This is a genomic window from Nonomuraea basaltis, assembly GCF_005893125.1.
GTDB lineage: Bacteria > Actinomycetota > Actinomycetes > Streptosporangiales > Streptosporangiaceae > Nonomuraea > Nonomuraea basaltis.
On record NZ_VCJS01000010.1, the window covers coordinates 80,646 to 105,103 of the forward strand.

The 24,458-nt window shown below is 65.9% G+C and carries 34 protein-coding genes; 3 read left to right on the plus strand and 31 right to left on the minus strand.

Translation table 11 applies throughout. From position 1 onward, the window contains the following. Window positions 1-7 precede the first annotated feature (7 nt). The 12 genes from EJK15_RS06985 to EJK15_RS07040 form a co-directional block, all read right to left on the minus strand. Window positions 8-196, minus strand: coding sequence for a hypothetical protein (locus EJK15_RS06985; RefSeq protein WP_138709547.1), 189 nt, complete (start codon window positions 194-196; stop codon window positions 8-10). After that, the gene (locus EJK15_RS06990) at window positions 193-666 is read right to left on the minus strand and encodes a RusA family crossover junction endodeoxyribonuclease (RefSeq protein WP_138709548.1); all 474 of its coding nucleotides are present in this window, start codon (window positions 664-666) and stop codon (window positions 193-195) included. Before EJK15_RS06990 ends, EJK15_RS06985 begins: the two co-directional genes overlap by 4 nt. Continuing rightward, entirely contained in the window at window positions 663-911 is a 249-nt protein-coding gene (locus EJK15_RS06995; protein ID WP_138709549.1) for a hypothetical protein, read from the minus strand. The genes EJK15_RS06990 and EJK15_RS06995 overlap by 4 nt, the downstream gene beginning before the upstream one ends. Next, complete coding sequence (locus tag EJK15_RS07000; protein ID WP_138709550.1) at window positions 908-1,330, minus strand: hypothetical protein; 423 nt, start codon at window positions 1,328-1,330, stop codon at window positions 908-910. Before EJK15_RS07000 ends, EJK15_RS06995 begins: the two co-directional genes overlap by 4 nt. After that, complete coding sequence (locus EJK15_RS07005; RefSeq protein ID WP_138709551.1) at window positions 1,330-1,701, minus strand: DUF6197 family protein; 372 nt, start codon at window positions 1,699-1,701, stop codon at window positions 1,330-1,332. Before EJK15_RS07005 ends, EJK15_RS07000 begins: the two co-directional genes overlap by 1 nt. 127 nt (window positions 1,702-1,828) lie before the next feature. After that, window positions 1,829-2,089, minus strand: a complete 261-nt coding sequence (locus EJK15_RS07010; protein ID WP_138709552.1) for a hypothetical protein — start codon at window positions 2,087-2,089, stop codon at window positions 1,829-1,831. Then, complete coding sequence (locus EJK15_RS07015) at window positions 2,086-2,499, minus strand: hypothetical protein (protein WP_138709553.1); 414 nt, start codon at window positions 2,497-2,499, stop codon at window positions 2,086-2,088. Before EJK15_RS07015 ends, EJK15_RS07010 begins: the two co-directional genes overlap by 4 nt. 81 nt (window positions 2,500-2,580) lie before the next feature. Further along, window positions 2,581-2,955 (minus strand): hypothetical protein, encoded by a 375-nt coding sequence (locus tag EJK15_RS07020; protein WP_138709554.1) that lies wholly within the window; start codon window positions 2,953-2,955, stop codon window positions 2,581-2,583. A 17-nt stretch (window positions 2,956-2,972) separates the two neighbouring features. After that, entirely contained in the window at window positions 2,973-4,427 is a 1,455-nt protein-coding gene (locus EJK15_RS07025) for a hypothetical protein (RefSeq protein WP_138709555.1), read from the minus strand. Then, complete coding sequence (locus EJK15_RS07030; protein WP_138709556.1) at window positions 4,424-5,377, minus strand: YqaJ viral recombinase family nuclease; 954 nt, start codon at window positions 5,375-5,377, stop codon at window positions 4,424-4,426. The genes EJK15_RS07025 and EJK15_RS07030 overlap by 4 nt, the downstream gene beginning before the upstream one ends. Next, window positions 5,377-5,763: a hypothetical protein gene (locus tag EJK15_RS07035; RefSeq protein WP_138709557.1), complete on the minus strand. Its 387-nt coding sequence runs from the start codon at window positions 5,761-5,763 to the stop codon at window positions 5,377-5,379. The genes EJK15_RS07030 and EJK15_RS07035 overlap by 1 nt, the downstream gene beginning before the upstream one ends. Window positions 5,764-5,872: 109 nt before the next feature. Then, window positions 5,873-6,859 carry a hypothetical protein gene (locus tag EJK15_RS07040; RefSeq protein ID WP_138709558.1) on the minus strand — a complete coding sequence of 329 codons (987 nt, stop codon included), beginning with the start codon at window positions 6,857-6,859 and terminating at the stop codon, window positions 5,873-5,875. Between the two features lie 229 nt (window positions 6,860-7,088). Between EJK15_RS07040 and EJK15_RS07045 the strand changes: the two genes are divergently transcribed. After that, window positions 7,089-7,691, plus strand: coding sequence for a hypothetical protein (locus tag EJK15_RS07045; protein ID WP_138709559.1), 603 nt, complete (start codon window positions 7,089-7,091; stop codon window positions 7,689-7,691). On the opposite strand, the gene EJK15_RS07050 is transcribed toward EJK15_RS07045, so the two are convergent. From EJK15_RS07050 to EJK15_RS07080, 7 genes are all read right to left on the minus strand, one after another. Beyond that, complete coding sequence (locus EJK15_RS07050; RefSeq protein WP_138709560.1) at window positions 7,692-8,663, minus strand: hypothetical protein; 972 nt, start codon at window positions 8,661-8,663, stop codon at window positions 7,692-7,694. A gap of 26 nt (window positions 8,664-8,689) precedes the next feature. Then, complete coding sequence (locus EJK15_RS07055) at window positions 8,690-8,968, minus strand: hypothetical protein (protein WP_138709561.1); 279 nt, start codon at window positions 8,966-8,968, stop codon at window positions 8,690-8,692. Next, window positions 8,965-9,306 carry a hypothetical protein gene (locus EJK15_RS07060; RefSeq protein ID WP_138709562.1) on the minus strand — a complete coding sequence of 114 codons (342 nt, stop codon included), beginning with the start codon at window positions 9,304-9,306 and terminating at the stop codon, window positions 8,965-8,967. The genes EJK15_RS07055 and EJK15_RS07060 overlap by 4 nt, the downstream gene beginning before the upstream one ends. Window positions 9,307-9,805: 499 nt before the next feature. Continuing rightward, a complete protein-coding gene (locus tag EJK15_RS07065) occupies window positions 9,806-10,033 on the minus strand; it encodes a DUF397 domain-containing protein (RefSeq protein WP_138709563.1) in 228 nt (75 codons plus the stop codon). Further along, on the minus strand, window positions 10,027-10,836 hold the full coding sequence (locus tag EJK15_RS07070; protein ID WP_171074153.1) for a helix-turn-helix domain-containing protein: 810 nt from the start codon (window positions 10,834-10,836) through the stop codon (window positions 10,027-10,029). Before EJK15_RS07070 ends, EJK15_RS07065 begins: the two co-directional genes overlap by 7 nt. Before the next feature lie 97 nt (window positions 10,837-10,933). Next, a complete protein-coding gene (locus EJK15_RS07075; protein WP_138709565.1) occupies window positions 10,934-11,656 on the minus strand; it encodes a GntR family transcriptional regulator in 723 nt (240 codons plus the stop codon). Window positions 11,657-12,012: 356 nt separating this feature from the next. Further along, complete coding sequence (locus tag EJK15_RS07080) at window positions 12,013-15,288, minus strand: type ISP restriction/modification enzyme (protein ID WP_171074154.1); 3,276 nt, start codon at window positions 15,286-15,288, stop codon at window positions 12,013-12,015. 300 nt (window positions 15,289-15,588) lie between these two features. Here EJK15_RS07080 and EJK15_RS07085 point away from each other — a divergent pair, with 300 nt between their 5' ends. Continuing rightward, window positions 15,589-16,527, plus strand: a complete 939-nt coding sequence (locus tag EJK15_RS07085) for a hypothetical protein (RefSeq protein WP_138709567.1) — start codon at window positions 15,589-15,591, stop codon at window positions 16,525-16,527. A gap of 73 nt (window positions 16,528-16,600) precedes the next feature. On the opposite strand, the gene EJK15_RS07090 is transcribed toward EJK15_RS07085, so the two are convergent. From EJK15_RS07090 to EJK15_RS07120, 9 genes are all read right to left on the minus strand, one after another. Further along, entirely contained in the window at window positions 16,601-16,873 is a 273-nt protein-coding gene (locus tag EJK15_RS07090) for an HU family DNA-binding protein (protein ID WP_206060700.1), read from the minus strand. Next, entirely contained in the window at window positions 16,851-17,138 is a 288-nt protein-coding gene (locus EJK15_RS77440) for a DUF6349 family protein (RefSeq protein WP_420847024.1), read from the minus strand. Before EJK15_RS77440 ends, EJK15_RS07090 begins: the two co-directional genes overlap by 23 nt. Window positions 17,139-17,371: 233 nt before the next feature. Then, window positions 17,372-18,316, minus strand: a complete 945-nt coding sequence (locus EJK15_RS07095; RefSeq protein ID WP_138709569.1) for a C45 family autoproteolytic acyltransferase/hydrolase — start codon at window positions 18,314-18,316, stop codon at window positions 17,372-17,374. A gap of 237 nt (window positions 18,317-18,553) precedes the next feature. Then, window positions 18,554-19,807, minus strand: coding sequence for an IS256 family transposase (locus EJK15_RS07100; RefSeq protein WP_138709570.1), 1,254 nt, complete (start codon window positions 19,805-19,807; stop codon window positions 18,554-18,556). A 54-nt stretch (window positions 19,808-19,861) separates the two neighbouring features. Next, window positions 19,862-20,281 (minus strand): DUF6349 family protein, encoded by a 420-nt coding sequence (locus tag EJK15_RS07105; protein WP_138709571.1) that lies wholly within the window; start codon window positions 20,279-20,281, stop codon window positions 19,862-19,864. Next, complete coding sequence (locus EJK15_RS76195; RefSeq protein ID WP_276615367.1) at window positions 20,278-20,406, minus strand: hypothetical protein; 129 nt, start codon at window positions 20,404-20,406, stop codon at window positions 20,278-20,280. Before EJK15_RS76195 ends, EJK15_RS07105 begins: the two co-directional genes overlap by 4 nt. Further along, a complete protein-coding gene (locus EJK15_RS07110) occupies window positions 20,403-20,828 on the minus strand; it encodes a helix-turn-helix domain-containing protein (RefSeq protein WP_138709572.1) in 426 nt (141 codons plus the stop codon). Before EJK15_RS07110 ends, EJK15_RS76195 begins: the two co-directional genes overlap by 4 nt. Next, window positions 20,803-21,102, minus strand: coding sequence for a hypothetical protein (locus tag EJK15_RS07115; protein WP_138709573.1), 300 nt, complete (start codon window positions 21,100-21,102; stop codon window positions 20,803-20,805). The genes EJK15_RS07110 and EJK15_RS07115 overlap by 26 nt, the downstream gene beginning before the upstream one ends. Before the next feature lie 10 nt (window positions 21,103-21,112). After that, window positions 21,113-21,334: a hypothetical protein gene (locus tag EJK15_RS07120; protein WP_138709574.1), complete on the minus strand. Its 222-nt coding sequence runs from the start codon at window positions 21,332-21,334 to the stop codon at window positions 21,113-21,115. A 61-nt stretch (window positions 21,335-21,395) separates the two neighbouring features. Between EJK15_RS07120 and EJK15_RS07125 the strand changes: the two genes are divergently transcribed. Continuing rightward, window positions 21,396-21,842, plus strand: coding sequence for a hypothetical protein (locus EJK15_RS07125; protein WP_138709575.1), 447 nt, complete (start codon window positions 21,396-21,398; stop codon window positions 21,840-21,842). Between the two features lie 33 nt (window positions 21,843-21,875). Here the strand turns inward: EJK15_RS07125 and EJK15_RS07130 are convergent, their stop codons facing one another. From EJK15_RS07130 to EJK15_RS07140, 3 genes are all read right to left on the minus strand, one after another. After that, complete coding sequence (locus EJK15_RS07130) at window positions 21,876-22,151, minus strand: hypothetical protein (protein WP_138709576.1); 276 nt, start codon at window positions 22,149-22,151, stop codon at window positions 21,876-21,878. A gap of 123 nt (window positions 22,152-22,274) precedes the next feature. After that, entirely contained in the window at window positions 22,275-24,164 is a 1,890-nt protein-coding gene (locus EJK15_RS07135; RefSeq protein ID WP_138709577.1) for a DNA cytosine methyltransferase, read from the minus strand. Then, complete coding sequence (locus tag EJK15_RS07140; protein WP_138709578.1) at window positions 24,158-24,406, minus strand: hypothetical protein; 249 nt, start codon at window positions 24,404-24,406, stop codon at window positions 24,158-24,160. The genes EJK15_RS07135 and EJK15_RS07140 overlap by 7 nt, the downstream gene beginning before the upstream one ends. Window positions 24,407-24,458 lie beyond the last annotated feature (52 nt).

The window sequence follows — 24,458 nt, forward strand, 5'->3', positions numbered from 1 at the left end:
GGGCTCATCACGCCCCCGGCTTCGTGTCGTCGCGTCGGGGGATGATGTCCATCAGCCGGAAATACGTGGGCGCGACGAAGACGACCATGCAGGTTAGGAAGACGAGGATGCCGCCCGGCTTGCTGTCCTGGTAGATGACCCAAGAGGCGCCCGAGGTGGCGGCGAGGACAGCAAGGAACGCGACCAGGCGGATCACTCGGCCACCGGCCAGATGCGGATCACAGCTCCGGGCCTGGACAACGCGTCTGGCTCGCCAGGCTGGTCGACGAACACCTTGGCCACACGCCGGTACTCGACGACGCGGGCATCGTCCTTCCACACCCGCGCCTGTGTAAGGGCGTCCTCGGTGGAGCGGACCAGTTTCGACAGGTCGGGCGCGGACGCAGGCCGCCACCACATGAGCTTCGACCAGCGGATGCCTGTGGGCCACCACGTCGGCTTGCTGACCGGCTTATCGCGCATGGTGAACACCATCTCCGCGACGAGGGGCCCGTCGAGGGCGAGCGGGCCGTTGGTCATGGCGTCGATCGCAGCCTGCTTGACGTCCTGCCGCCAGGGGTGAACGCCTTCCACCTGCTCCACCATGCGGCCCTTGCCGAGAGGTCGCTTGGAGCCTTGCGGCGCCGGCTGGCCGACCACGGTGATCGTGATGAGTGGTTGGGTCATTTCCATTCCTTCGGGATGTCGACGGTGTGCAGGTCGTGATCAACGATGTAGTCGTGCCAGGCGGCCAGCCCTTCCTGGCCGTTCACTTGCTCCGGCCTCAGGGCGCGGGCCCGCTCGTCGCGGCGTAAGCGGGCGGCCTGCTGGTGCCGCCGGTGTAGCCACCAGCCGTAGAGCACCAATGCAGCCGCAGCCGACACGGTGATCGCGCCGGCTGCGGCCAGGACGTAGAGCAGGAGGTCTCTCACGGGTGAGGCTGGACCTCCGGGATGAGGTCAATCTCCTCGGTGTCGTCGTCAGCCACGGTTATCCCGGCCTCGTTGAGGAGGGCGCGGAGTGTGGCCTGGCGCAGGTGAGCGGCGGCCAGGTCCTTCCGCGTCTCGATGAGTTCGCCGGTGAGCCGCGCGTTATCCTCGACGGCCTTCATCGCTGTGGTGACGGCGTTTTCGTACTGACTGTCCGTCAGCTCCAGACGGCGCGCGGTCTCGCGTCGGGCCAGCTCGGAGCCGTACATGACGCCGAACAGCCAGCCGAAGGTGAGCGTGAGCAAGGCGGTGATGAACGACCAGAGGCCCGCGTTCACGAAGCTCAGCGCGAAATACACCGCCATGGCTGCGCAGACGATCCACCGCTGACGGCGGGTGAGCCGGTACCACCACTCTTCCATCAGGCGGCCTGCCCTTCGAGAGCGTCGCGCACCTGGGCCAGGGTCGTGTGGGGTTTGTCGTTCCAGAACGACAGCCACCGCGTCGGCGCCATCTCGTGGGCGGGCCGGCCGAGCGCCGTGGCGATCTCGGAGCACAGTTCCTGCGCTACCTCCCAGCGGGCGAGGTAGTCCGCGTCCTTGGAGTGCGGCTTGAGGCTGGCCAGCGCGACGGCGGGCAGGCCCGCGGCGAGGCTGATGGCCGCGACGAGGCAGACCCCGGGCGTCTTGCTCCTCGTCGAGTAGTACTTGCCCTGGATCCAGCCACCAGTCTTGAGCAGGTCAGCGGCTCCGGCGCGTATGTCGGCCTTGCCGGGAATGGTGAGGGTGGTCATGTGGTTTTCTCGCTTTCCAGTTAAGGGATGGACGGGGACGCGGCGTAGATGGCGAGCACGACAGTGGCGGCCAGGAGCAGCAGCCCCGCCAGCGCCCACAGGTCAGGGCGGTCGTTGCGGCGGCGGTTCACCAGCGGCCACCGGGGACGGGCACCAACTCCAGTTCCTCGTGCGTGCACTGCACGAGTTCCACGCGGGCGCCGCTGCGGGTCTCGAGCGCGCGGCTGGCCAGCCGCTTCCACTCGTGTGCCGCCCACGCGATCGGGAGCGGCCAGTCGGGGTTGACCGCCGTGTTGTCCACGAATACGACCCAGTACGGGCCGGTCTCCGTCGTGTAGTCGATCGCGGTCAGGTCGATCGACCCGTCTGCGTTGAGGTTGATCGTCACGCGCGGCTCGGCTCGGGGAGGCGGGCCGGCTCAGCATTGTTGGGGAGGGGTTCTCCTTTGCACTGCTCCATCGCGGGCGCCGCCTGGCCGTCGATGTCGTGGTAGAAGCCAAACCCAGTCATCCAGTAGGCGTCGCGTCCGCATCCGCACCTCCTGGTTGCCGGGATGGAGGCGTTGCCGGTGTCACGGTTTTGGTCGGCGTACCTGATCAGCGCCTCAAGCTCACGCGCCTGCCGCTTCAGTGCCGAGATCTGCTTGTCGGCCTGCTGCCGCACCTCCTCAGCCTGGCCGAGCAGGGCGTTCCGCTTGGCGACGAGCATCTGAATGGTGTCGTCGGTGAAGAAGCTCCCGAGCGGGTCGCTCGGGTTGATGCCGAGCGGGTTGCTGCCGTTAACGGTGTCGCTGGTCATGCTGGTCCCTTTCAGAGGGGGAAGGGTGGGGGTTGGTGCCGTCCGGGCGCCCTGGCATGTGCGCGGACGCCCGGACGGGGCTCATCGGGTCTGGCCTCGGCGGGACGCGTGGGTGATGATCTCGCCACCGATGGTGTGGTACAGGCGGCGGGCGATCTTGCAGCCGAAGCACTTGCACTGCGCGATCAGGTCGTCTTCGTTCTGCGGCCCGTAAGCCCACGTCGCGTGGTCGGCCAACTCCTCCCGCAGCACCGTGAGGATCTGCCGCAGCTCACCCTGAAGTTCGGAAAGCTCCTCGGCCTGCTCCGCCTCGCGGCAGACGCACGCCAGATGGTGGAACTCACACCTGTCGTAGCGGTCGTCCATCGTGTTCTTCGGCAGCGGCTGGTCCAGCACCATCACGTACCGGGGCGCCCGCCAGCGCGGCGACCGGAAGGTGACGACCTGCCGGAGCACGATCTCCTTCGACGACATCAGGCGCCGCCGCCCTGCCGCGCCTCCGCGTTGGCCTGCTTGGCGGCCTCGACCATCCGGTCCCACGTCTCGCGGCCGCCGTTGGCGACGGCCTGCTCCAGCGCATCCGCCACGCCCTCCACCTCATCGAACGTGAGGTCGTCGGCGTTCATGACCGTGTGGCCGAGGAGGTCGGTCAGGTCACGGAGGCGGTCTTCCGTGTCGGTGATGCCGAGCCGGTTGAACGACGCGTCGATCTGCTTGTAGAGCAGGCCGCGCCGTTGCTTGGCGGCGATCCGGAGCCGGTTCAGTTCGGCGATTGCCTTGTCAGCGTCAACGGCCGTGATGGTCTTCGTCGAGTCCTGCACGGGCTTGTCCAGGACCTTGCTCAGCCACGCGAACCGGGCCTCGTCGTTCTTGGCCTTCGAGCCCCTGCCGGTGTGGGCGGTGATCCCGACATCGGTCATGAGAATGCCCAGGTCTCTTAGCTGCTTGTCGTTGGCGAATGGCCCGTCCTCCACGATGTCGCCCTCAACGGGCTCCTCCTCGGCGGCCGGAGGTTGCTGGCTGGCTGCGGGCTTCTTGTCATCCGGCGCAGGGCCAGCCGGTTCGCCGGCGGGCACGTTGCTGTTCGGCGCATCGTCCGGAGCGTTCTCCTGCTGGGCGGGCAGGTGCTCACCGCGGTTGAGCGCGTTGGCTGCCTGCGCGGCCTGGGCGGACGTGAGCTTGGCGGCTGACTGGAAGGTGTGGTCGGGGAACACCAGGTGCAAATAGCCGAGCTTGTCCACCACGCCTTTGGCGTCCATTAGCTCGGCAAGGTCGTGGAGCTGCTGCCTGGTGGCCATGACGACGCCGTCCACTTCCTGCGCCGCCGCGGCGGCGGCCTCGCGAACCGACCCGCCCGCCTGCACCCTGACGTCGGTGATGACAATCGAACCGTCATCGTTGACCTGGGCGCCGAGCTCCTCGGGCGTGTAGCCGAGCCCGCACAGCGCCTCCTTGCAGGCGTCGCGCGCCACCTCGGTCTGGGAGCGGGCCTTGAGCATCGCCTCCGGGTACTTGCCGTAGTTCTCGTTCTGCTTCAGCAGCCCGGCCGTCTGAGCCCTGGAAATGGTCCATTCGGACTTGAACTCGAACTCGGGGTCGTCGCTGCGGACGATCGTGGAGACGGCCTTGATCAGGCGGCCGTTCTCGTCACGCTCCACCCAGGTCCGCATCCGATGCCCGGCCTTACGGACCAGAGCCGACACCAGGCCCGCCGACGACGACGGCTTGCCCTTGATGACGTGGACCTCGGTGATCGCGGTGATCGCGTCTACGCCGATGGACTCCCCGAACTCGATCGCCCACAGCACGTTCGCGGGCTGCTTGAAGTACTGCGGAGGCAGCAGGTTCGCGAAGGCAAGCTGCTGGGAGTACTCGATCCTTTCGGCCAGCGAGGCGTTGCGGATAGCGGGGAGATTGTCGGTGGTCATGCTGCGGCTCCTAGAAGCTCGGGAACGTCGGAAAAGTCGGATTCGAGGACGAGGTGAGGCGCACCGCCCTGCTTCGACTGGCGGCGGGCGGCCTTCGACCCGCGCCACTCTGCGCGGGCCCGAGTGCCCATCGCGTCGAGCAGTTCTGCGCGGGCCTTCTGCGCCTTCTTCTTGGCCGCCGCGGCGTCGGCGACGGCCGTCTTCTCCTCAGCGAGGATGGGGAACCACTTCGCGGCCAGCTCGTCGGGGATGTCGTAGACGGTGTCCGGGTCGATGAGCGGATGCCGTTTCCGGATCGCGCGGACGGTCGCCTTGTGGCCATCCACGGGCGGCATCTCGTCCCACGCGATCGACAGCCGAAACTCCTCGACCTGCTCACGCATGTAGTCGGCGTCGTCCGGGTCGGCGTGGACGGTGTACTCGCGGAACTCGAAGTTGCGGCCGATGACGACCGCCACCTGCCACTCATCGAGGCCGAGCACGTCCATATACCACTTGACCTGCGTCAAGTAGTAATACGGGATCTCGTCGGTGCCGGACTCGCCCCACTCGCGGCCGTCCGCGTCGGTTTTGATCTCCAGCCCGCCAACGACCAGGCCGTCCCGCAGGAGCAGCCTGTCGGGATTGGCGAGCTGGAAGTCCCGATCGGGGTCGGCGTGCACGTACGTCCCGGCCTGGACGACCCGGAACTCCGGGTGCTGGTAGGCGAACCAGTCGGCGACGCCGCCCTCGAGGAAATGGCCGCGGGCCTGCTCCGTGGTGGACGGGTCCGGCTGGACCAGGCCCGCTTTCTCGCACCACAGCGCGTAGCGCGACATCCATTTGGACAGGCCGAGGATCGCAGCGACGTCGGACCCGCCGATGCGGTGCCGACGCGCTTCGTGCCACTCTGGGCTTCCGGAGGCCCACCGGCCGAGGAACCGGCCGGTGGGTGTGGTGAGTGTGGTCATCAGAACGGCGGCTCGTTCTCGTTGCGGTAGACCAGTCGCCACGGGGCGTTCATCACGAGGAGTTCGTCGAGGCCGTCCGCGGGGTAGCCGCCTCGGGCGCTGAACAGGGTGACCTTGGTTCCGTCACCAGGACGGACGCCGAACCATTTCAGGCCCTGCCCGTCCTCCCAGACGTCGTCCTGGCGGGGCGGCCAGGAGTACGGGGTGAGCGCCTCGACTTTGAGGAGTTCGGCCGCGATGGGGAGCGGGCCCACGTTCAAGGTGCTGTGCTGGTCACGGAAGTTGAGGTACAGGAACCGGCCGCGCGACGTCGTCGATACCTCATCGACGTGGCAGTCGAGGATGGTGACCCGGAGCCGGTCGCCCTTCTTGATCTCTCCTTGCATCAGTTCTCCTGCTCTCGGCGGTAGACCCACTCGTCGTAGGTGGTCATGGCCTGCTCGGCCGGGTTGGTGGGGTCGCGCCACAGGCGTGGGCGGGGCGTCAGGTCGGTGGTCACGCGACGCTCTCTGCTCTCTCGCCGATGGCGAGCTGGTAGAGGGTGGCACGGTCCAGGTGTGACGAACCCTCTGCGATGCGGATCAGCCGCTCGACCGCCTTCTCCGGTGCGGACATGGGCAGGCCGAGCGCGGCGCAGTTGATGCGGTGGATGGCGACGCGGAGCGGGATATGCGCGGGCTGGCCGTCCTCGACGTTCTGGACCTCAACGAGGAAGCCGGAGCGGCTCCAGTGAAAGATGCCCAGCCCGTTCGTGATGCCGCCTTCCCACACGTCGGGGTAGCGCTGGACGAGCTTCTCCATGTGGGCGACCACCCGGACGGGGTCGGCGTCGAGCGGAATGAACGCCTCAGCGAACGGCGGCACGCAGTCGTCCCTGCGCGGGGTGAACATCGGGAACTCAGAGGTGACGTCCGTACCGTCCTGGGCGCGGACGGTGATGTCCCACACGCGGCTCGCGTGGCCGGGAGGCAAGGCCGCGCGGCGGGAGAGGGTCTTGCCGAGTCGGCCTTTGAACCGGTCGGCGGTTATCCGCTTCATCTCGCGGGCCCCGTCCGTGCTCATCCACGTCACGGCGTAGACGGGTGACGCCTCCGTCACGAACAGGGGGCGAGTGGCGCCCTCACGCGGGATCACCTGGCCGTCGCCCTGTACCAGGTCGATCGAGACCTCGCACGGCAGGTCGTGGTAGAAGCCGAGGTAGGCGGCGAGCCGGTCGGCCAGGTGGTTGGCGTTGGCGGCTGCCAGCTCGATCGCGTTCGGCAGGCATTCGCACTCGATGTGGTACACCGGGTCGTTCTCGATGGCCCGGGTGCGCTCGTTGATCAGGCGGTCGGCTGCCGCGCTGTCCTCGTCGAGGAGGCGGATGAGGCGGGCACGGGCGGCCACGCCGACGTCGCTGAGGCGGTGGCTGGTGATCGCCTCGACAAGGCTGTCGATGCGTTCGCCGGTGACCCGGAGAGCGGGCGTGTGAGTGATGGTCATGGTTCTCCTGGTTTTGACTGCGGTACCGCTGGCGGAATTGGCTGTGCGCCTCTTGTGGTGGTTCCGCTTTGGTCGGCACCGTTGCGGCTGGTCAACATGCATATCGGTCGCCCTGTTGATCTTGGATCGGACAGGGCTGTCCGACGTCTTGACTCTATCGCGCGCGTGTCGCTCATGTCCACTTTGAGCGTACTTATATGACAAACGAGACAGTTGTAACAGTCATTTCATGATCACCATATGTGAAATCGATGTCGATGACATCTGGGCGGTATGGCACGCCTGTTGGTACTGTTGCGACAAATACGCCACGCAGAAGGACCCAGCCGTGCCCAAGCCACCACACAGGACCGCCGACGTAGAACTCCTCCACCGCCTACGCACCCGGCAAGACGAACTCCTGCCTGAGATGTCTTTCAAGGCCGTAGCGGACAAGATCGCGCAAGCGGCTGGGTACAACTTCTACCCCAACAAAGTCCGCCGCATCGAAAGCGGCGAGACCAGGGCCAGTGATCTTGACTACGCCTGGGTCACCTGGGCTGTGGGCGGGTCTGTGAGCCAGGTTGAGGAGGTAGGCCGGCCCGAGGCCGCACGCCTGCTCCGTGACATCATCGCCAAGCACTCCGCCACCGACACGAAGCGCTCCAGCCTGGACCCGTCCATCACGCCGCAACACATCCAGGCCGAGCTGCAGGAGAAGCTGCGAGAGATCCGCTCCATGCCGGGCATCACCGATGAGGAGCGCGCCAACATGGAGGAGACCCTTCTCCAACACCTCGACCTGGTGCTGCGAACCTATGACCAGCAGATTCAGATGCTTCGCGTCCGCTGACTAGTTCATCCAGTTCCGAGCGGCATGAAAGATCAATGCTGGCCTGGTTTCTACTCCCGCGAGCTCGCGCATCCGCTTGACGCGCCGCAGGATGGTGCTCTTGCTCGTGCCCATCAGCTTGGCCATGCTGTCGTCGGTCTGACCTGCGATGATGTGCTGAAGGATGGCCATGTCCTGTTCATCGATCTCTCTGGCAGCGCCCGGTCCGAACCCGTCGTAGTCGGCTTCCAGCGGCGTGGCCTCGGACCAGAAGTGCTCGAACATCACGAGCATGCACTCCACCAGCGCGCCACCCCGAAGAAGCAGCGTGGACGCCTGATCCGAGAAATCGCGCGGGAAGCGCGGGACCAGCGCCCGCTCACGATCCGAGACGATCAGCTTGAATGGGAGTTCCTTGGCAAGCCGCACGTCGGCACCGAGGGTGATCGCATTGTGCAGCCCGATCAGCGCCGCCTCGCTCTCGAGCACGGAGTGCTCAAACAGAAGCCTGCGGCGAGGCCGGCGTACCGACCCGTCAGGGTTGCGACGTGCGGGATCGCCTGGACCGTGCACTGCCGTCAAGGGCACGAAGGGCCAGGTCACGAACTGGAGCACCTCAATGTGCGCGCCGAGCGATAGATCGTCGAAGGCTGCAGCAATGCGCTGACGAGCGGTGAGAACCTCAACCGGTGTGTTAGGACCTCGCATGCCCGCCGCACTGCTGTCGAACAAGTCGCGCATCTCGGCGGCCTGCGTCTTCAGTCTGGTCACGACCGCTTCGGCGTTGGCCACGAGGGGACGTAACGCGTAGTCGGGATGACGGGCAGCGGCTGGCTCACCGACGACCAGGCCGACGTCTCGCAACCTGGCGAGAGCGTCCCCGGAACCATTCCCGATGACACGTTCCAACTCGTTCGTGGGCGTGGGCCCTTGCTCCACCAGGTGGCGGTAGAGCTGTTCCCCGATTGCGCCGATTCCCAGGCCGGACCTCAACGTTGTGCTCCTTTTCGATCCCCGTGTTACTCGACACCTGCGACGTGCGGCACCGTGTCCCATGTCAGGTCGGCTGCCCAGCGTGCGTGCTCTTGGCCGGTGCGGTAGGCGCGGCGGTAAGCGATTATGGCGCGGGTGAGCGTGACGGCCTTGGTCGCCGCAAGTACGGCGACGGCCAGCCAGACCAGTGCTACCAGAATGACGACGTCGGAGGCGGCCGTGGCCGCCCCCGCCGCCGCCACGGCTGTGGCGACGGCGACGACGGCCGCGACTGCGTGACGCGTGAGGCTTGGAGCCAAGTTCACCAGCCGCCGGTGTCGCTGTTCTGGGTGCTGTCTGGCTTGGTCGTGGTCGTGGTCGTGGTCGTAGTCGTGGTGTCGGTAACAGTCCTTGTGATGGTTTTCCTGCCGTCAGCGTGGGTGACCGTCTGCGTCGTCTCGGTGTGCGTTTCCACGGTGCCCGGCTTGCTAGCCGGCGTGGTGGTGGTGGCGGCGGCCGGGCTGGGCTCTGGTGTGGAGCTGGAGTCCGTAGCGGTCGGCGTGGGCGTTCCTACGGGTTCGGCCTGGGCCGCCACCGAGACGGAAACGCTGAGGAGGAGGGCGACGACGAGGGCGGCCAGCGTGGTGCGGAGGAGCTTGATCATGGGTTACTTTCTGTAGTGACTTTCGGGAAAGGTGCGCGCGGCGTCGCCCAGCAAGCGGTTTCCCACTCTGGGGCGTTACGCATTGTGCGCGCCCTGAGGGAACCATGTAAATAGGTTAATACTGGTGTGTCCAGAATTATTGATGACGTTTAAGGGCCATGACACTTTGTCGTCAGTCAACTCGTACATACGGTAACGATCAAGCAACAGGGCAGCACAGGGGAATATCGCGACACAGTCATGACTGACTACGGTGGCGTGGCACGTATACGGGGTTGATCAGCTAAGGAAACGCCCATGAATGGACGACGTCTCGTCCGCGCCGTCAGTGTCATCGGCTGCGTCGCTTACGCTCTGCTCATCTGCGACTCAGCGCTCAGCGACGCTGAAACGCTACTCACCGCAACCATGGCCATCCTCGGCCTCATCAGCCTCGCCGCTGCGATCCTGCCCGGACAACCCAAGGCTCAAAGAGACCTCGCCTACAGGCGCGGGATCATCAGCGAGGCCCGACGCATACGCCAGCAGCGTTAGTGCTCCACTCAGGCAGGTCGAACACACCGCGCCGGACTCCAGCGACGAACTCCCACCACTCGGAGCCCGTGAACCACACCATCGCCTCGTCTGGGCGCTTGCTGTTGCGCACCTCCACGCGGTCGGTGCCAGCCCGGCGCGCCTCGACGCAGTCGCCGGACTCGGAGGCGGTGATCCACTGGTCGCTCAGCACGCCAAGCCCTTCCGTATGTCCGTGATGAGGCCCGCGGACTGATCGGCGGGCAGGGCCCGCGCAAGGAAGTAGCCGAAGCGCTTTTTGAACTCGACGACTCGCGGACCTTGGTCGATTATGCCCGCGGTGCCCGCTTCCAGGAACAGCACTTCCCCCAGACCCGGCAGTGTAAGCACGACGAATCCGCTGGACAGACCGACTGCCCGTTCCTGAGGGATGATCTGAATGGTGACGTTCGGCCGGGTGGTGTCGAGCACCAGCTTGTCGAGTTGCGCGGCCATCACGTCCGGGCCGCCGACTTGCTGTCGCAGCGCCTGCTCCCCGATAAGGGCGTGCAGGTGGACCGGATTGTCGCAGCGGGTGATCCACTGCCGGGCGAGCCGTGCGCGGACTTTCATCGCCAGCAGCGCCTCGTCCGGTTCGAGCATGCCGGCGGCGATGATGGCGCGGGCGTACGCCTCGGTCTGAAGTTGGCCAGGGATGAGCAGCGGATGCCAGTACTGGATCCGGGACGCCTCGGTCTCCCACGCCACGTACTCGACCAAGCCGCCAAGACCGCGCTTGTGCTCTTCCCAGGGCGGCGTGATGCGGCCAGTGCGCAGCAGGTGCTGACACTCCGCGCGCACGGCGGCGTCCACGCCGTACAGATCAAGGAGGCGTGTGAGCTCCCCTGCGGTGGCGTAGCTGTTGACGCCACGTTCCAAGCGGGAGACCTTGGACGGGCTCCACTTCAGACTGCTGGCCACCTGGCCGCAGGTCATGCCAGCAGCGTCACGCAGGCCAGTTAGCTTGCGGCCCAACATGAAAAGCCGTAGCGGCGGGCTGATCCGCGACTCAGACATGGGGAGAATTCTTCCAGGCTGGAAGCCTAAGCACGGCTAACGCGACACCATTTCTCTATCAATCCACCAACTTGGGCCATTTATCCGATTTATTAGCGAATGTGCCCTTATGGGGAACCGTATGCGCCCAGCCCTGGTCGCGCAGCACCGCGAGCCCGGCCCGCACTACCTTGCGAGTGACGCCGAATTCCTGCGCCAACATGGTTTCCCCCGGCAGGCACTCGTCCGGACGGTAACGGCCCGCACGGATCCGGGAGGCTACCGTTTCGGCGATGGCCTCCCCCTTCGTCGGAGCCCGGCGCACTGGCGTGCCCTCAGGGCCGACGAACCTCCCATGTCGGCCCTGCGAGTGGATCAGCCCCTGCTCGCGCAACTCGCGAAGCGCCGCCCGGATCGCCGGCGACGACAGCCGGTACGTGTCCATCAGTTCCGGCTCTTTCGGGAGTTGATCCCCGGGCTTGAGCCGACCCGACGTGATGCCGTCGCGGATGTCCTTCACCAGCCGGCCACTGGCGGAGATCGGCGGCTCTTGTCGACCAGGGCCGACGACGAACGACCCGCTGCCGTGCACGGTGACGATCTTGCCCTGCTCTCGCAGACGCTCCAGGCCCGAGCGGACAGCCGCGCGGCCGACCCCGTAAGCGGCTTGCAGGTCCGGTTCGGACGGAAGCTGGTCGCCATGCTTAAACTGGCCCGACTCGATGTCGGCCAGCAAGCCGGTCGCCACCCGCTGGCCCGGCGTCATGTCCTGGGTTGTGCGTTCGTCGAGGGAAATGGTCACTCGTCCACGGTACTCCGCTCGCCCAACAACTGATACACCTATTGGGCCTTGCTAGGCGGTGCTGGGTAGGTGCCGCGGCCCGCTACCGTGTAGACGACGCCTTGATCACGCAGCAGCCCGAGCGCCCTCCGTTACGAGTGACGGCGCGTCGGCCGCACCCCCACGGTCAACGGTGCTGCGGCATGCCCGTGCGTTGCATTCTGGGAGCAGATGTCGAGGCCCTCGGGGGGAGTCGGGTCCCCGAGGGCCCGTCGGTTGGCGCCGACAAACATCACGAGAGTTCAACTCTCATGTTCAAGGTAGCCCGGTCAGCCCTGTCGCGAAAGTGCGCTCCGACTATTGTCCTGCTCAACTTCCTACAACAGAGTCGGGGCCTCGAAAGACTCGGAGGCAGGCGGCTTCCTCGCACCAGCAGGTACGGGGAACACCTGCTCCTCCTCGATGTCGGTCACGGTGATGAGCGGACCTTCACAAATACGTTCAAGCAAGTCCGCTTGCTCCGGTTCTAGCTCGATGCATAGAGCAAGAACATGGAGCAACTGCAGTAGTTCGGTGGTGAACTCCGCCGTCCACTCCTCGGCCTTGGTGTCATCGAGGTCGGACGACTTGCGGCCGTCCGGATTCTTCTTGCGGTAGTCGAACCAGCGCTTTACCACCCGCCAGCCTGATACTTCGTAAGCCCAAACCTGTGGCTGAACCTGGGCGATCTGACCGGAACCAACGTGCAGCGTCAGGGTATCCGCGTCGTACCAGATCTCGTTGGGCATGTCCGTCGTCGTACTGGGAATGGCGACTTCAGCCTTGGCCCACTGGTCGGCTGGCCTGGGCGGACCAGCTGGGCGCCCGTCAGCGGGGTCCGCGTAGCGCTCGCCATAGGTATGGAGCCAGAGGACGCGCCGACCGAGCCGCACGGCATCCATCCACAACTCAGGATCGGAGGTAAGTGGTATCCGCACACCAGGGCTACGCAAGTCAGTAACAAAGCGGGCGGTGTAAGCGCCATGGGCTGCGACGGCAGCAATGTAGGCCAGTATGTCCTCAGCGCTGACGACTTGGTGGAGGCGGTTGCTGAGCAGGCTCTTCAACCCAGGAGCAACATTAGCGGCGCTGCACCCAGAGTCCCGATAGAGCGGCAGAGCTCGGCCGCCACGTCCGTTAAAGTGGTGCACGTTCGGCACGAGCGCGGTGAAGGTGAGGGCAGGACCTCTGGTAATGGGGTGGGCATGCTGTTCGGTCACGTAGACCTGCGTCGTTCCCATGACTTGCCAGAGCGAGGGTCTGGGACGGTCGATCACCCGGGCGTCGAATATCAGGTGCTGGCGGTCGAAACTCCGGAACGCGACGCGCGCCACAGGAGGGGCCAGGCTGGTTTCTTCTCCGAGGGGGACCAGCGCTTGCTTTCCCCCAGGAAGGGGGGGAACGGTGGTTTCGGTCGTACGGTCGGTCGTTTCCTTCAGTAGCTTCGGCTGTGTCTCTCGATCGGCTAGGACAAGGCGTTGCCACCGGTCCTGCAGAGTTCGGGGGGTTGGCGCCAGCACCCAGTTGCGGTTGGTGTTGAAGCCCGTCAGGGACCAGGGCAAGAGGTCCCCAAGGAGGGGGTAGCTGAGCCACGCGTCTCCACCGGCTGGCTGTAGGCGGTCTTGCCAGCCGGTTCCGCACTCTGCCCACGCGCTCCCATCCAAGGTGATCTCGGCTAGCTGGACAAACTTCTGTGTGCGGTGCCCTGAGACGCCCAGGTGATGAATGCGAGCTGGTGTTATCCGGTCGCCTTGGCCGTACCGAGCGAAAATCCCGATACAGAGCGGCTGCTGCACGGTGGGGAACACGCGCGTAGATATGTCCGGTCGGTGCCCTTCTGGGGACAGATCGATGATCCAGCCTTCGTCAGCGGTGCGGCGCAGATACTCGCGCATCCCAGCGAAGCCTGGGCCCGTGGTGTAGCCGGAGGTGGTGATGAAGGCGACGATACCTACGGGCTGATCGGGGTGGGCGTCGAAGACCTTCCAGGTGGCCCAGCGCCAGAAGTATACGTAGAGGTTGGCGAGGTTGAATTCGTACTTACCCATCCCGGCGGCCTTGAAGTCGTGCATTGGAACACCATGCCCAGAGTTCTCGGCACCCTGCTCGATCCAGCCACCCATGCCCTTGGCGCGTTCCCGGTATGGAGGGTTACCGATCACGACTTGGACTGCGGTCTCCCGCTTGATCCTGTTCGCCTCCCGGCGGGAGCGCACGATGGGCTCATACATCGAGCCTAGGTTCAACTGGGTGTTCTCGAACGGGTTGTCCAGGGTGTCGGCTACAAAGAGCTTCTGATCCTTCTCAGCGATCTCAGCGCCGTGCTCAGTCTTAAGCGCCTGGTTGACCCGCAACTCGGCTACTGCGAACGGCCCAGCTTGGCGCTCCAGGCCAATCAGGCGGCCGAACAACTTCTTGAGCTGGCCCGGGACCGCGCCGGGGCCCTCCTCTTCCTCCACGGTCTTGGCCACGGTTTTGATGATGTTCAGCAGATACGTACCGGTGCCCATGGCGGGGTCGACCACCACTACGTCGTCGGAGGCGAAGCCACCCTCCTGCCCGAACCGGGTACGCAGGATGTCCTCGGTGAAACGGACCATGAACGAAACGACCTCGTTGGGGGTGTAGTACGAGCCGCTCTGCTTGCGCAGCTCTGAGTCGTACTCCTCCAGGAAGCGCTCGTATAGATGGAGATAGGAGTCGGCGGATCCGTCGCTGATCTTGTCCCAGTCGACCGCGCCGATGACCCGCTTGAGGGTCTCCACGACGATGCTGCGGCCTTCCACAGTGTCATGGGTGAGAACGGCCAACGCCTTGCCCATGAGGGAGTGGTTCTTGCCGAGCTGCGAGGCGATCTGCCCGAGCGAGCGGCTCTCGAAAGCGATGCCGTCGACGCGGGCGAGCAGGAGGGCGAAGGTGACCGTCTGAGCGTAGGAGTCGGCGAACTCCTCGTGAGTCAGGCCGGGGAACAACAGCTTGCGCCAATCGACGGCCAGGTCGGTGAAGACTTTCGTCTTCTCCTCCCCGCGTCTCTCGCGGTCGATGGCCTCGACGACCTCGGTGCGCAGCAGCTTGCATAGGCCCGCCACGGCTCGCACGAGCTGCCGGATATTGCGGGGAGGGGTCGGCTTCCATAGCAGGAAGTCGCTGACGATCCGCGTGAACTCGCCGTCAGCGGGGGTGAGCTTGGCGCCCGCCGTCCGGATGTCGCCGTTCATCTTCGCGACCTGCCCCACCAGCGCGCCGTCGCGATAGAGTGCCCACTCGCAGCCATCCGTGTAGAGCACGTTCGGCAGCAGCCGCAATTTCTCCCACTGGATTTTCTCGTGCTTGTTCGGCTTCCACGTGTCCGGCACTCCCCGACCGGGAGCCTTCAGCTCGATGTAGCCCACACGGGCACCTGCCACGTTCACGCCATAATCCGGACGGACGGCAAGCGTGGCCAGCGATGTCTCGCCGAACATGTCGACGGAGACACCCAGGGCTGTGGCGATGTCCTTGAATAACTCTTCAAGCGGGGCGCGGAGCTGGTCTTCAGGCTGGCCATCACCACGGAGTTTCGCTGTAGCGGATTTACCGAAGCGGGACACTGCCTCGGCGGCCTTGGCGAACAACGACGGAGGGGGATACGGCGTGGCCATTTACACCTGTCACATGTTGGGGGTCGTGCACCGATCAGGTCACTGATGTATCGCTTCTTTCAGGCCATCAGTTTCACATGTTTTTGGGGAACCAGCTAGATCATCACATTGAGGGCAGTCAGTAAGCCTGAGGCTCCGGATTGTCATCGTGCTGGTGTCATTCGCCGAAGGCGGCCCCAGAGGGTGCGACTGAAGGGCAGGGCGTCGATGTGGATGAGATGAGACATCCTCATACCATTAGGGGACAGCCAGCACACTTGCAAAATCAGACAAATGCGACAGTGGGGACGCGACAAAGCAGCGCTGACCCAATACGGTGAGACACAGCACCGACCCGCCACCACCACCGGAGCACCCGCCATGCCCCGCAAGCAGCCCGATACCAGGTCCGTCGTGTTCGTCGAACCTGGCAAAGCGGCAGCGGAACCGCAGACGTCCGCACAGCGCAGGCCGATGCGCCTCCGCGAAGCGCAGTGGACCAACCTGCACAGTACGAGCGCACGCCTGGACCCGGACACCGACGATCGGCTCACGGCCGCCGTCAAACGCACCAAGCAAGGGATTCAAGACATCTGGGAAGAGGCCATCAACTTCTTCGCCGACCAGAACGGCATCCAGGAGGAGATGCCCGCCAACGCGAACATGGAGTTGCCCTCCCCTGCGGAGTACCGCACGGCCGGACAGGACCTCGCTCGCGCGACGGTACGGCTCACGACCAACACGCGGGCGCGGCTCGCCGCCGTGGCATCCAGGCTCGGACTAGGCGGGAGCGAGTGCGTCGTCGAAGCGCTGAACGCTTGGTTCGACGAGCTGGGCATCCCCGGCGAGTACGACCGGGACAAGGTGGTCGCGCGACCCACGCTGTACTCAACTGGCGCGCGACTCGACGACGCCACGCGTAAGCGGGTGAAGACGGCGGCGGAACGGACCGGCAAGAACCTCCAAGGGGTGTGGGAGGAGGCCATCAATGCGTACGCCTCTCGCCATGGTGTGCCGGAGACGATGCCGCAGGGGGCGGAGGTGGCTCTGCCGACGCCGCGCAAGGTGAAGGCGAGCGGCGGGCCGAAGCCGGCATCCGTCCGATTGACCGAGAACACGCGGGCGCGCCTGGTGGCGGCGTGTGTGCAGCAGTCGCGGACGGGCGGGGAGGTCATCGCCGAGGCACTGAACGACTTCTGTGATCGTCTTGGGATACCGCGCCCAGAGCGATAACCCCATCTGTCACGAAACGACAAAGGGTGCGAGCCGTCCCCACGGCTCGCACCCTTTGCCTACTCCTGGCGGCCTACGGCTTCCGCGCCGCCGCCACCGTGTCCTTGAAGGTGGTCCCCGCCTTGAACTTCGGCCGGTACTTGGCCGGGGCCGTGGTCTTCTGGCCCGTGGATGGCACATTCACTTCACGCGCGGCCTGCTCCACGGGCTGGAATGCGCCGAAGCCCATGAACTGCACCGCGTTCCCGGCCGCCACTTCAGCGACGATGTAGCTGAGCATGGCATCCACCGTCGCGGTTGGCACGCCGGCGGCCTTCGCCACGTCAGCCTTCGTTCTCTTCTCCACCGTGGGGGTCTCCCGTCTCTTCCATGCTGCTAGACGCAGCGTAGCCCATTTCATCAGCAGTACCGCTGTCGAATTCAGCTTCGAGTAGTGATGGCTGGTAAGCCGACGTCTGCCTCGACTTCTTCGTAGGGCAGTCGTACGGCGACGCCATGTCGTAGCCGCCTCCGGGCGCCCGCATCGCCCAGTGCAGCCCGTTGCTTTCCTCGCGCAAGGTGATGATCGGCGCCCCTCGCTGGAACCAGCCAGGCGGATACCCCTTCGCCACCTTCTCCAGCGAGCAATTGTCAAGACCTGTGGATTGGTGACCACGTTGCGAGAGACGCCTTGTCGGGGTGTAACGGGCGGGGCGCTCGTCCGACCAGTGGAGCGGTGCCGAGCCCCTGCCGGTCCACCGTGCGGCCGTGGCAGGGCCAGCCGAGGGAGGGCCTGTCGGCGGCGGGTGAAATCACGTTCTTGCAAGATCTTCGTGTAGGGGTGAGCAGGAGTCCGGAAAGCCTCTCAGCTGGCCCGGCCCAAGGTCACGGTGCGGGATCCGGGTGTGAAGTCGCCGAAGGACTGTTGCCAGGACTCACCGGGCCAGTAGTACGTCACAAGGCCCTCGGCGGGCCGGTAGTGGGCGGTGTAGAGCGTTCTCGACCCCTGCTCGTCGACGGATCGATACAGCGGCGGCTTGAGCATCGCCGCCACGTCCGTACCCGCGGCGCGGATGGCTCGCAGCCGCTCCCGCGTCCGCATGGCCCGCTCCTGCTCGTCGGTCACCGGCAGGTGCTGGTGATTGGCGGCGCAGGCGTCCGGTGCCACCGTCGGCGGCATATCCGGTCCCACGAACACCGTCATCGCCTTCTTGGGATCGACAAGGGTGAGGTTCTGGGGGACGGCGACCGGCAGAGACCGCAGCCTGTCGACCGCCTCATCGACGGTGTCGCACGTCTCCAGCAGGTAGCGCACGAGGATGAGAATGGCGAAGCCGCGTCCGTAGACGGAACGTCCGCCCCAGGTGAGCGAGACCGCGAGACCGGCGTCGTTCATCCCGTCCAGCAAGCCCCACAGCATGTCCTGCATCCCGATCACGGGGCGCAGGAAGCAGGAGGAGACGATGGTCCCCTCGCACTGATCGGGCCGTAGGTCATAGTTGCGCAGCAAAGTGCCGTCCTGGCCGATCTGGGTGCAGGCCTGGGAGAACGGCCGCAGTGCCGCGTGGGTGAGGAAGACTTCCGCCTCGGGCCGGTCGAGTTGGCCGGCCAGGCGATCCAGAACCGGGACCAGTTCTGGCATGTGCGCACGGAACAGCGCCCGAACACGATCCGCGCCCTCCGGAGTCCGGCCCTCCTCGGTCAGTAGGCCCTCCATCTCCTGCCACAGGGCCCGGGCGTAGGCGGCCCACCGCCCGTCGCTGCCGTCGCCGACCTCGATCGCCTGGAAGGTCTTGTGCTGTTGCCGCATGGCTGCCACTCCCCTGTGAGAATCGGACGAGGTGAGGGCAACCTAGCTAATTGGGCAGGTGTTCACCAGGTGGCCGCCATCGGCGACGGCCAGGCGCTGGATCTGATGAAGCCGCTGAACGCGAGCGTGGCCGATTCCAAGTAGGCGAACATGTCCCGCGTTGGAAAAGCCGGGAGCCAAGAAGGCTGGCGCGCCGGCGAGAGCAATTGTCAATCGCTGTGGTTCGGTGACGTGTGATCAGGCTACGACGGTCTCGTCGCGCTCGACCAGGAAGCCGTTCTCGAACTTGGCCCCGGAGCGGACCAGGGCGACGAGCGAGGCGCCGGTGATCGCGCGCCAGCGTTCCTGGGCGGACTCGACCAGCTTGAATACCATGGCGAGGGCGGCGGCCGGGCTGCCGGCCCCGCGGGTGACCTTGGTCCGCAGCTTGACCGTGGAGAATGTGGACTCGATGGGGTTCGTGGTCCGCAAGTGGACCCAGTGCTCGGCCGGGAAGTCGTAGAAGGCGAGCAGCTCGTCCCGGTCGTCGATGATTTTCGCGGCAGCCTTGGGCCACTTCGTGCCGTAGGTTTTCGCGAACGCCTCGATGGCCTTCTCGGCGTGCGTGCGGTCCTCGGCGTTGTAGATCTCCTGCATGGCCTTCGTCGCGCCCGGCTGCGCGGACTTCGGAAGGGCGTTCGTGATATTCCGGGCCTTGTAGACCCAGCACCTTTGATGACGGGCGGCGGGGAACACTGCGGCCAGGGCCTTCCATAGACCCATCGCGCCGTCGCCGACCACCAGCTCGGGGTCGCGCATGCCGCGTCGGCGGCAGTCGCGTAGCAGGTCGGCCCATGACTCGGTGGACTCCCGCAGTCCCTCCGCGAGAGCGATCAGCTCCTTGGTGCCGTCCAGCCGCACTCCGAGCAGGACCAGCACGCACGAGTGGGCCTGTCCGAGCCGGACCTTGGGGTGCACGCCGTCGGCCCACACGTAGACGAAGTCGCGGTCCTTGAGGTCGCGCTGCTGGAAGACGGTGTGGTCGTCCTGCCACTGCTTCGTCAGCCGGGTCACGGACGCCGACGACAGGCCGGCCGAGCCGCCGAGGAACTGCTCCAGCGCGGGCACGAAGTCCCCCGAGGACAGTCCATGCAGGTAAAGCAGGGGAAGCACTTCGGATATCTTCGGCGACTTGCGGCACCACGGGGCCAGGATCCTGGAGGAGAACCGCTTGCGCTCGCCGGTGGCCTCGTCGACGCGCCGGTCGTTCACCCGAGGCGCAGTGACCTCCACGGGCCCTGCCGCGGTGACGACAGTGCGGGGCCGGTGGTGGCCGTTGCGAACCACCAGGCGGTGCCCGCGCTCGTCCCGCTCAGCCGCCAACTCGGCTATGTACTGGTCGACTTCCGCCTCCAGCGCGGCAGCGAGCATCCGCCGGGCTCCCTCGCGGACGATCTCGTCGATCAGGGAACCGGACTCCGTCGTGCCGTCCTCGTTGACTACGCTGAGCATGGGCGTACCTTCCCAACCGACGGCGCAACATCGGTCTACTCGGTGACCTATCGATCACTCGGGAAGGTACGCCCTTTCACGTCCCAACCCGAGGCCGATCCACAGATCTTGAGCATTGCTCTTCTCCAGCCAGCGAGGGCGGCTTCCGAACGGTGGGGGCGGCAGTACCGACGGCATGCTCCGCCAGTCGGGGAAAGCATGATCGTTCGCGTCCTCGATCGCCTCGTTGAGCCGCCTGCGGTCCGGGCCTTCCCAGTCGCAGCCGAGGCAGGCGCCGCGGCGCTGCTGCTTTCCCTCCGGCGGGCGGCGGGCCAGCACGGTCGGCTGGTGCTCCTCAGTCTCCTCGACTATGTCCCCGCGGCCCCGGCCCCATCCTGGCTGGTTGATCAGGATGCACCAGACCCCTGACGTCTCGTCGACCGGCAGATTCTGCCACAGATTATGCCGAGCGATCGCTCCACGTACCTCGCTCACGTCCGGTCCTGGCGCCAACCGCCCTTGCTGGGCGGCGGCCTGGTATCGGGCCAGCCCGCGCGCTGCCACGGCAGGTCGCAGGCTCGGCACAGCTCGCGCTTGCGGCAGCAGAAGCACGTGGTCATAGCAGCTCCTTTGAGGCGAGCCGGTACCACCTCGAATGACGTTTGGGTGTGTGGTCGCCCCGACAGTTGTACGGCCTCGACTCGCAGACGATCAGGCCCTCCCGCTCCATCCTGAGCAGGACCTTCCTTAGTACGCGAGGGTCATCGCGGCGCAGCACAGCTCTCGACAGCTCGGTCTGCGTGAACCACGCGTCCGGGTAGCTGCTCAGGTGGGCTAGTAGGTGCGGCATCCAGTCGCAGTAGTGGTCGATCTTTCTCGTCTCGACGCCCTCGATCCGCAGCAGGTATCGATGCACAGTGCGCTCGCTGATGTCGACCTGGGCGGCGATGGCGTACGTCGGATACTGCTCCCGATAGAGGGCAGCGATCAGCTTCTCGCGTTCCTGCCGCGTGTCCTCATCGATTCTCCCTCTCCTCGCCACGTCGCACCTCCTCGATCATCTCGGCTGCCTTCACGTGCGCTTCCTTCCATGTCAGGCTCTCGGCCTTGACGAGTGCACCGATCAGCCTGTGCCACTCGATCGCCGCCGCGTGAGCCGCCCAGACGGTCAACGCGGCCGCATCCAGCGGCATGACGAGCGACCAGAACCACGTTTCACCTTCCGCTCGGGCGGCGAGGTGGCCGAGGTAACTGTGTCGGCACACGGTGATCGAGCGCCCGCACGGCGGGCAGATCGTACTGTCGAGTTGAGTCATGATCATCTCCTTAGAAGAGAGCCTCTTGCCGGATGGACGGGTCAGGCTTGCGTGATGGTGGCCGCGTGATGCGGCCAGGCCCAGCCGTCGTCAGCAGATAGGAGGAATCGGTGATGTCGGCGATCGGCGCATCGAGGCCGCCGAGTTCGTCGGACTGCTCGACAGCCCGCCGCCAGGCGAGCACATCGGGCAGATTCGCGTCGGGGGCGTACCGCATGTAGGTGCCGTCCACGCTGTCGCAGCCGATCCGGGCGGCGTAACCAGTACCGTCGCAGGCTGTTCACCCGACCCATGTGGACGTCACGGCCGTGGTCGGCCGCGGCCTTGGCGAACGCGGCAGCGACCGGCGACAGCTTGAACGCGGTGGTCCCAGCGATGAACAGGCACTCGAACTCGTCGAACAGCTCGACCGGATCGCGGTCCACGTCGGCCAAGTCCTGCAACGCGAAGGCGGCTGGGAAGCCGAGGTCGCGGATGCGGCGCAGCATGTCTCGGGACCGAACCCATGTGCGAGGGTGGCTGCCAGGCACGTCGGGCGCGACCGCGAACCGGCACCATTCGCGCAGGTGCCGAAGCTTGCGCAGCATGGCCAGGTAGGCGTCATCGCCGGGGTAGGTTCCGGCGAACGAGCCATTGTCGATGCAGAACTGCCAACCTTCCTCCATCACGTTGCCCTGGGCTGGGCTGGTGATCGCGCCGAGCCGGCCCGCGCGGATGTGCTCGCGGATCGGCTCGGTTGAGGGTGGCGTCATGTAGAGCGGGGGACGCATCGCTCAGCTATCAGCGACGATCCACGGCCGCCCGTTCGGCGCGAGCGGGCCGTCCGCGTCAGCGCACGTCCCGTCGTCGTCCACCGGGTAGACGACAGGCCCCTCACGGTCGGGCGGGTTCAGGATGGTGACCTGCCACGCCACGGCGGGAAAGGCGTCGTGCTTGTACGGCTTGACGTCGTGCACGGTGACGAGGGCGCGCAGCAGCGGCCACACGTTGGCCGTGGTGCCATAGCAGATCCACACGAGCTGTCCACGCTCGTACGGCGGGCGGTTCATGAGCTTGCTCCGTTCCGCACGGCCTTGGGCTCTCGCTTGGACATGTGGTTCTCCTTGAGGGGATGGATGTGTCCCCCGCCCGAGCGGGGGGATATATGACAGCGTTACCGCTGGCGTTTTGGGTTAGGCAGCGAGGCCGAAGGCGAACCTCTCCAGCTCGATGCCGAGAATCGCTTCCACGATGGCGCACGTCAGTATCTCGGCCATGGGTGGCGGTACGGCGTTGCCAATCAGCCGAACCTTGTCGCGCTGAGTCTTGGCGACAAACCGGTAGTCGTCCGGGAACGACTGGATACGCCGGAGTTCGGCCACCTTCAGCATCCGGAACAGAATCGCCGACACGTCGATCGACGCAGCGTCGGTCTCCCCGTTCGCGGCAAGCAGCGCCCACCTGTCCCGTGTCGGCAGGGTGCCGACCGGTTCACCCGCGGGGATGACGCTGCCGTGGCCGTAGTACGACATCAGCAGCGGTTGCAATTCGGCAGGCATGGTGACGAGCGACTGGTGCCCGGTCGTGGTGATGGTGCGTACCGGCTCCTCCACCGACGTGCAGTGCTCGCGCCCGTCGCCGCGGCTACCGTTGTTGCGCATGACGAATGCGGGCGTCTCCCAGTCGGGGTGTACGCCAAGCGCGTGATGGAGCCCACCTGCGGTGACGGCGTGCGCGGGGTCCTCGAACGCGGGCCTGGATTTGAGCTGGTCGCCGCCGCCGCGCATCGGGAACACGAGCGGCTCCGGCTTGGACACCAGCGCATGGTTGGAGCCGTCCGCGACGATCGTCGCCATCGGGTCCACATTCGGGTTGGTGTTGCGCGGCCGCCCGGACCTGAGGAGGCTCAGGAACGATTCCGGCAGCTCACCGGGCGGGATGGCAAGCGCGGATTCCAGGCGGGTCGTCTGCGACCTGATCGGCTTGCTGGCCGGGCTGGCTTTCTTGCCGTCTCGGCCCTCGCACGGGACGACCAACGCGTTCGACTCGCGCGTGGTCAGCGTCCGCACCGGTTCGTCCACGCCCATGGTGTCGTCGTTCCACGAGCCGCCCGCGGGGGTTAGGAACGGCCGGATCCAGTGGTCGACTACTCCGGCGCGCACCCGATCGATCGTCGCGGGCGCCATACCCTCGGGCTTCTTCTTCGTCTTCTTCCTGCTGCCGATCGGCGTTCCCCGGTCCCTCCAGTCGATAGCCGCCGCCGCGGGCAGCGCAGGCGGCTCGATGACCTGGTTCTTGCACCCGGGCAGCGGGCAGACGTACAGGTACTGGCCGTGCTTGCCGTAGACGCCCATGTCAACGCCAGTCTTCTTCCACGCCTGGCGGGCCTGCACCCAACCTTCGTGTTTGGGGCAGTAGGCATACGGGTCGAACCACTTGGAGTAGTTCGGGACCCGGCCCACGGACTCGTGGATGCCGGAGATGAGCATCCGGTCGCGAGACTGCGGGGTAGGCAGGGTGGTACGGCCCTGCACGTGCATCGCGTTGACGGCGTGCACCTGCACGATGTAGCCGAGCTTCCTCAGCTCGCGGATCCACCGGTCCCAGTGCGCCCACAATCTCGCTTGGATCACGTTCTCGACCCCAAATCCGAGCACGGGTCGGCCGTATTTCTCCTGGCAGTGACGCAGATAGGTGACGACTTCCTCCATCAACGCCCGCGACCTGATGCCCGCCTTCTCGTCCTCGGTGAGATCGTCGAGATCGCCCCACAACGAGAGTTGGTTTTCCTTGTCGAACCACCTCTTCTTGCCGCTCGCCACGGAGTACGCGGGGCACGCCGGCGACGCCCAGAAGAAGCTGGCGTACGGGAACTTCTCGATCGCGTCAGCCTTCTGCACGTCGCCGAGCCAGAAATCCACGTCGGGGTGGTTCTCGACGTACGTCCACTTGCAGTTCTCGGAGTGGTTGGCGGCGAACTTGAGCTTGGTGCCGGGGGCGGCGCCGATGCCTGTGCCGGAGCCGCCGCCGCCCGCGAACATCTCGACAACGTCGATGTCGTCGGGGAAGAGCCGGTTCAGCACGAGCGCCTCGACTCGGCTGCCTGGATGGCCTGGGCCAACTTGCCATCAGTGGGAATGGGGCGCGACCGGGGAGTCTGGAGGATCTGGAGCGCGTGGTGGAAGGTGTAGACGATCATCCCGTCGGCGGTGATGTGCGGCATCGAGTACGTGGGCCAGGACAGCTCGGTGACGACGTTCTCGACGACGCGTGGCTCGTGGCGCGTCTTCACGGCGTCGATCGCAATCGCGCCGTGGTTCGCCACCTCGCGGGACGGTAGGGCAGGCAAGGGCGGCAAGCCGTTGTGATAAAACACA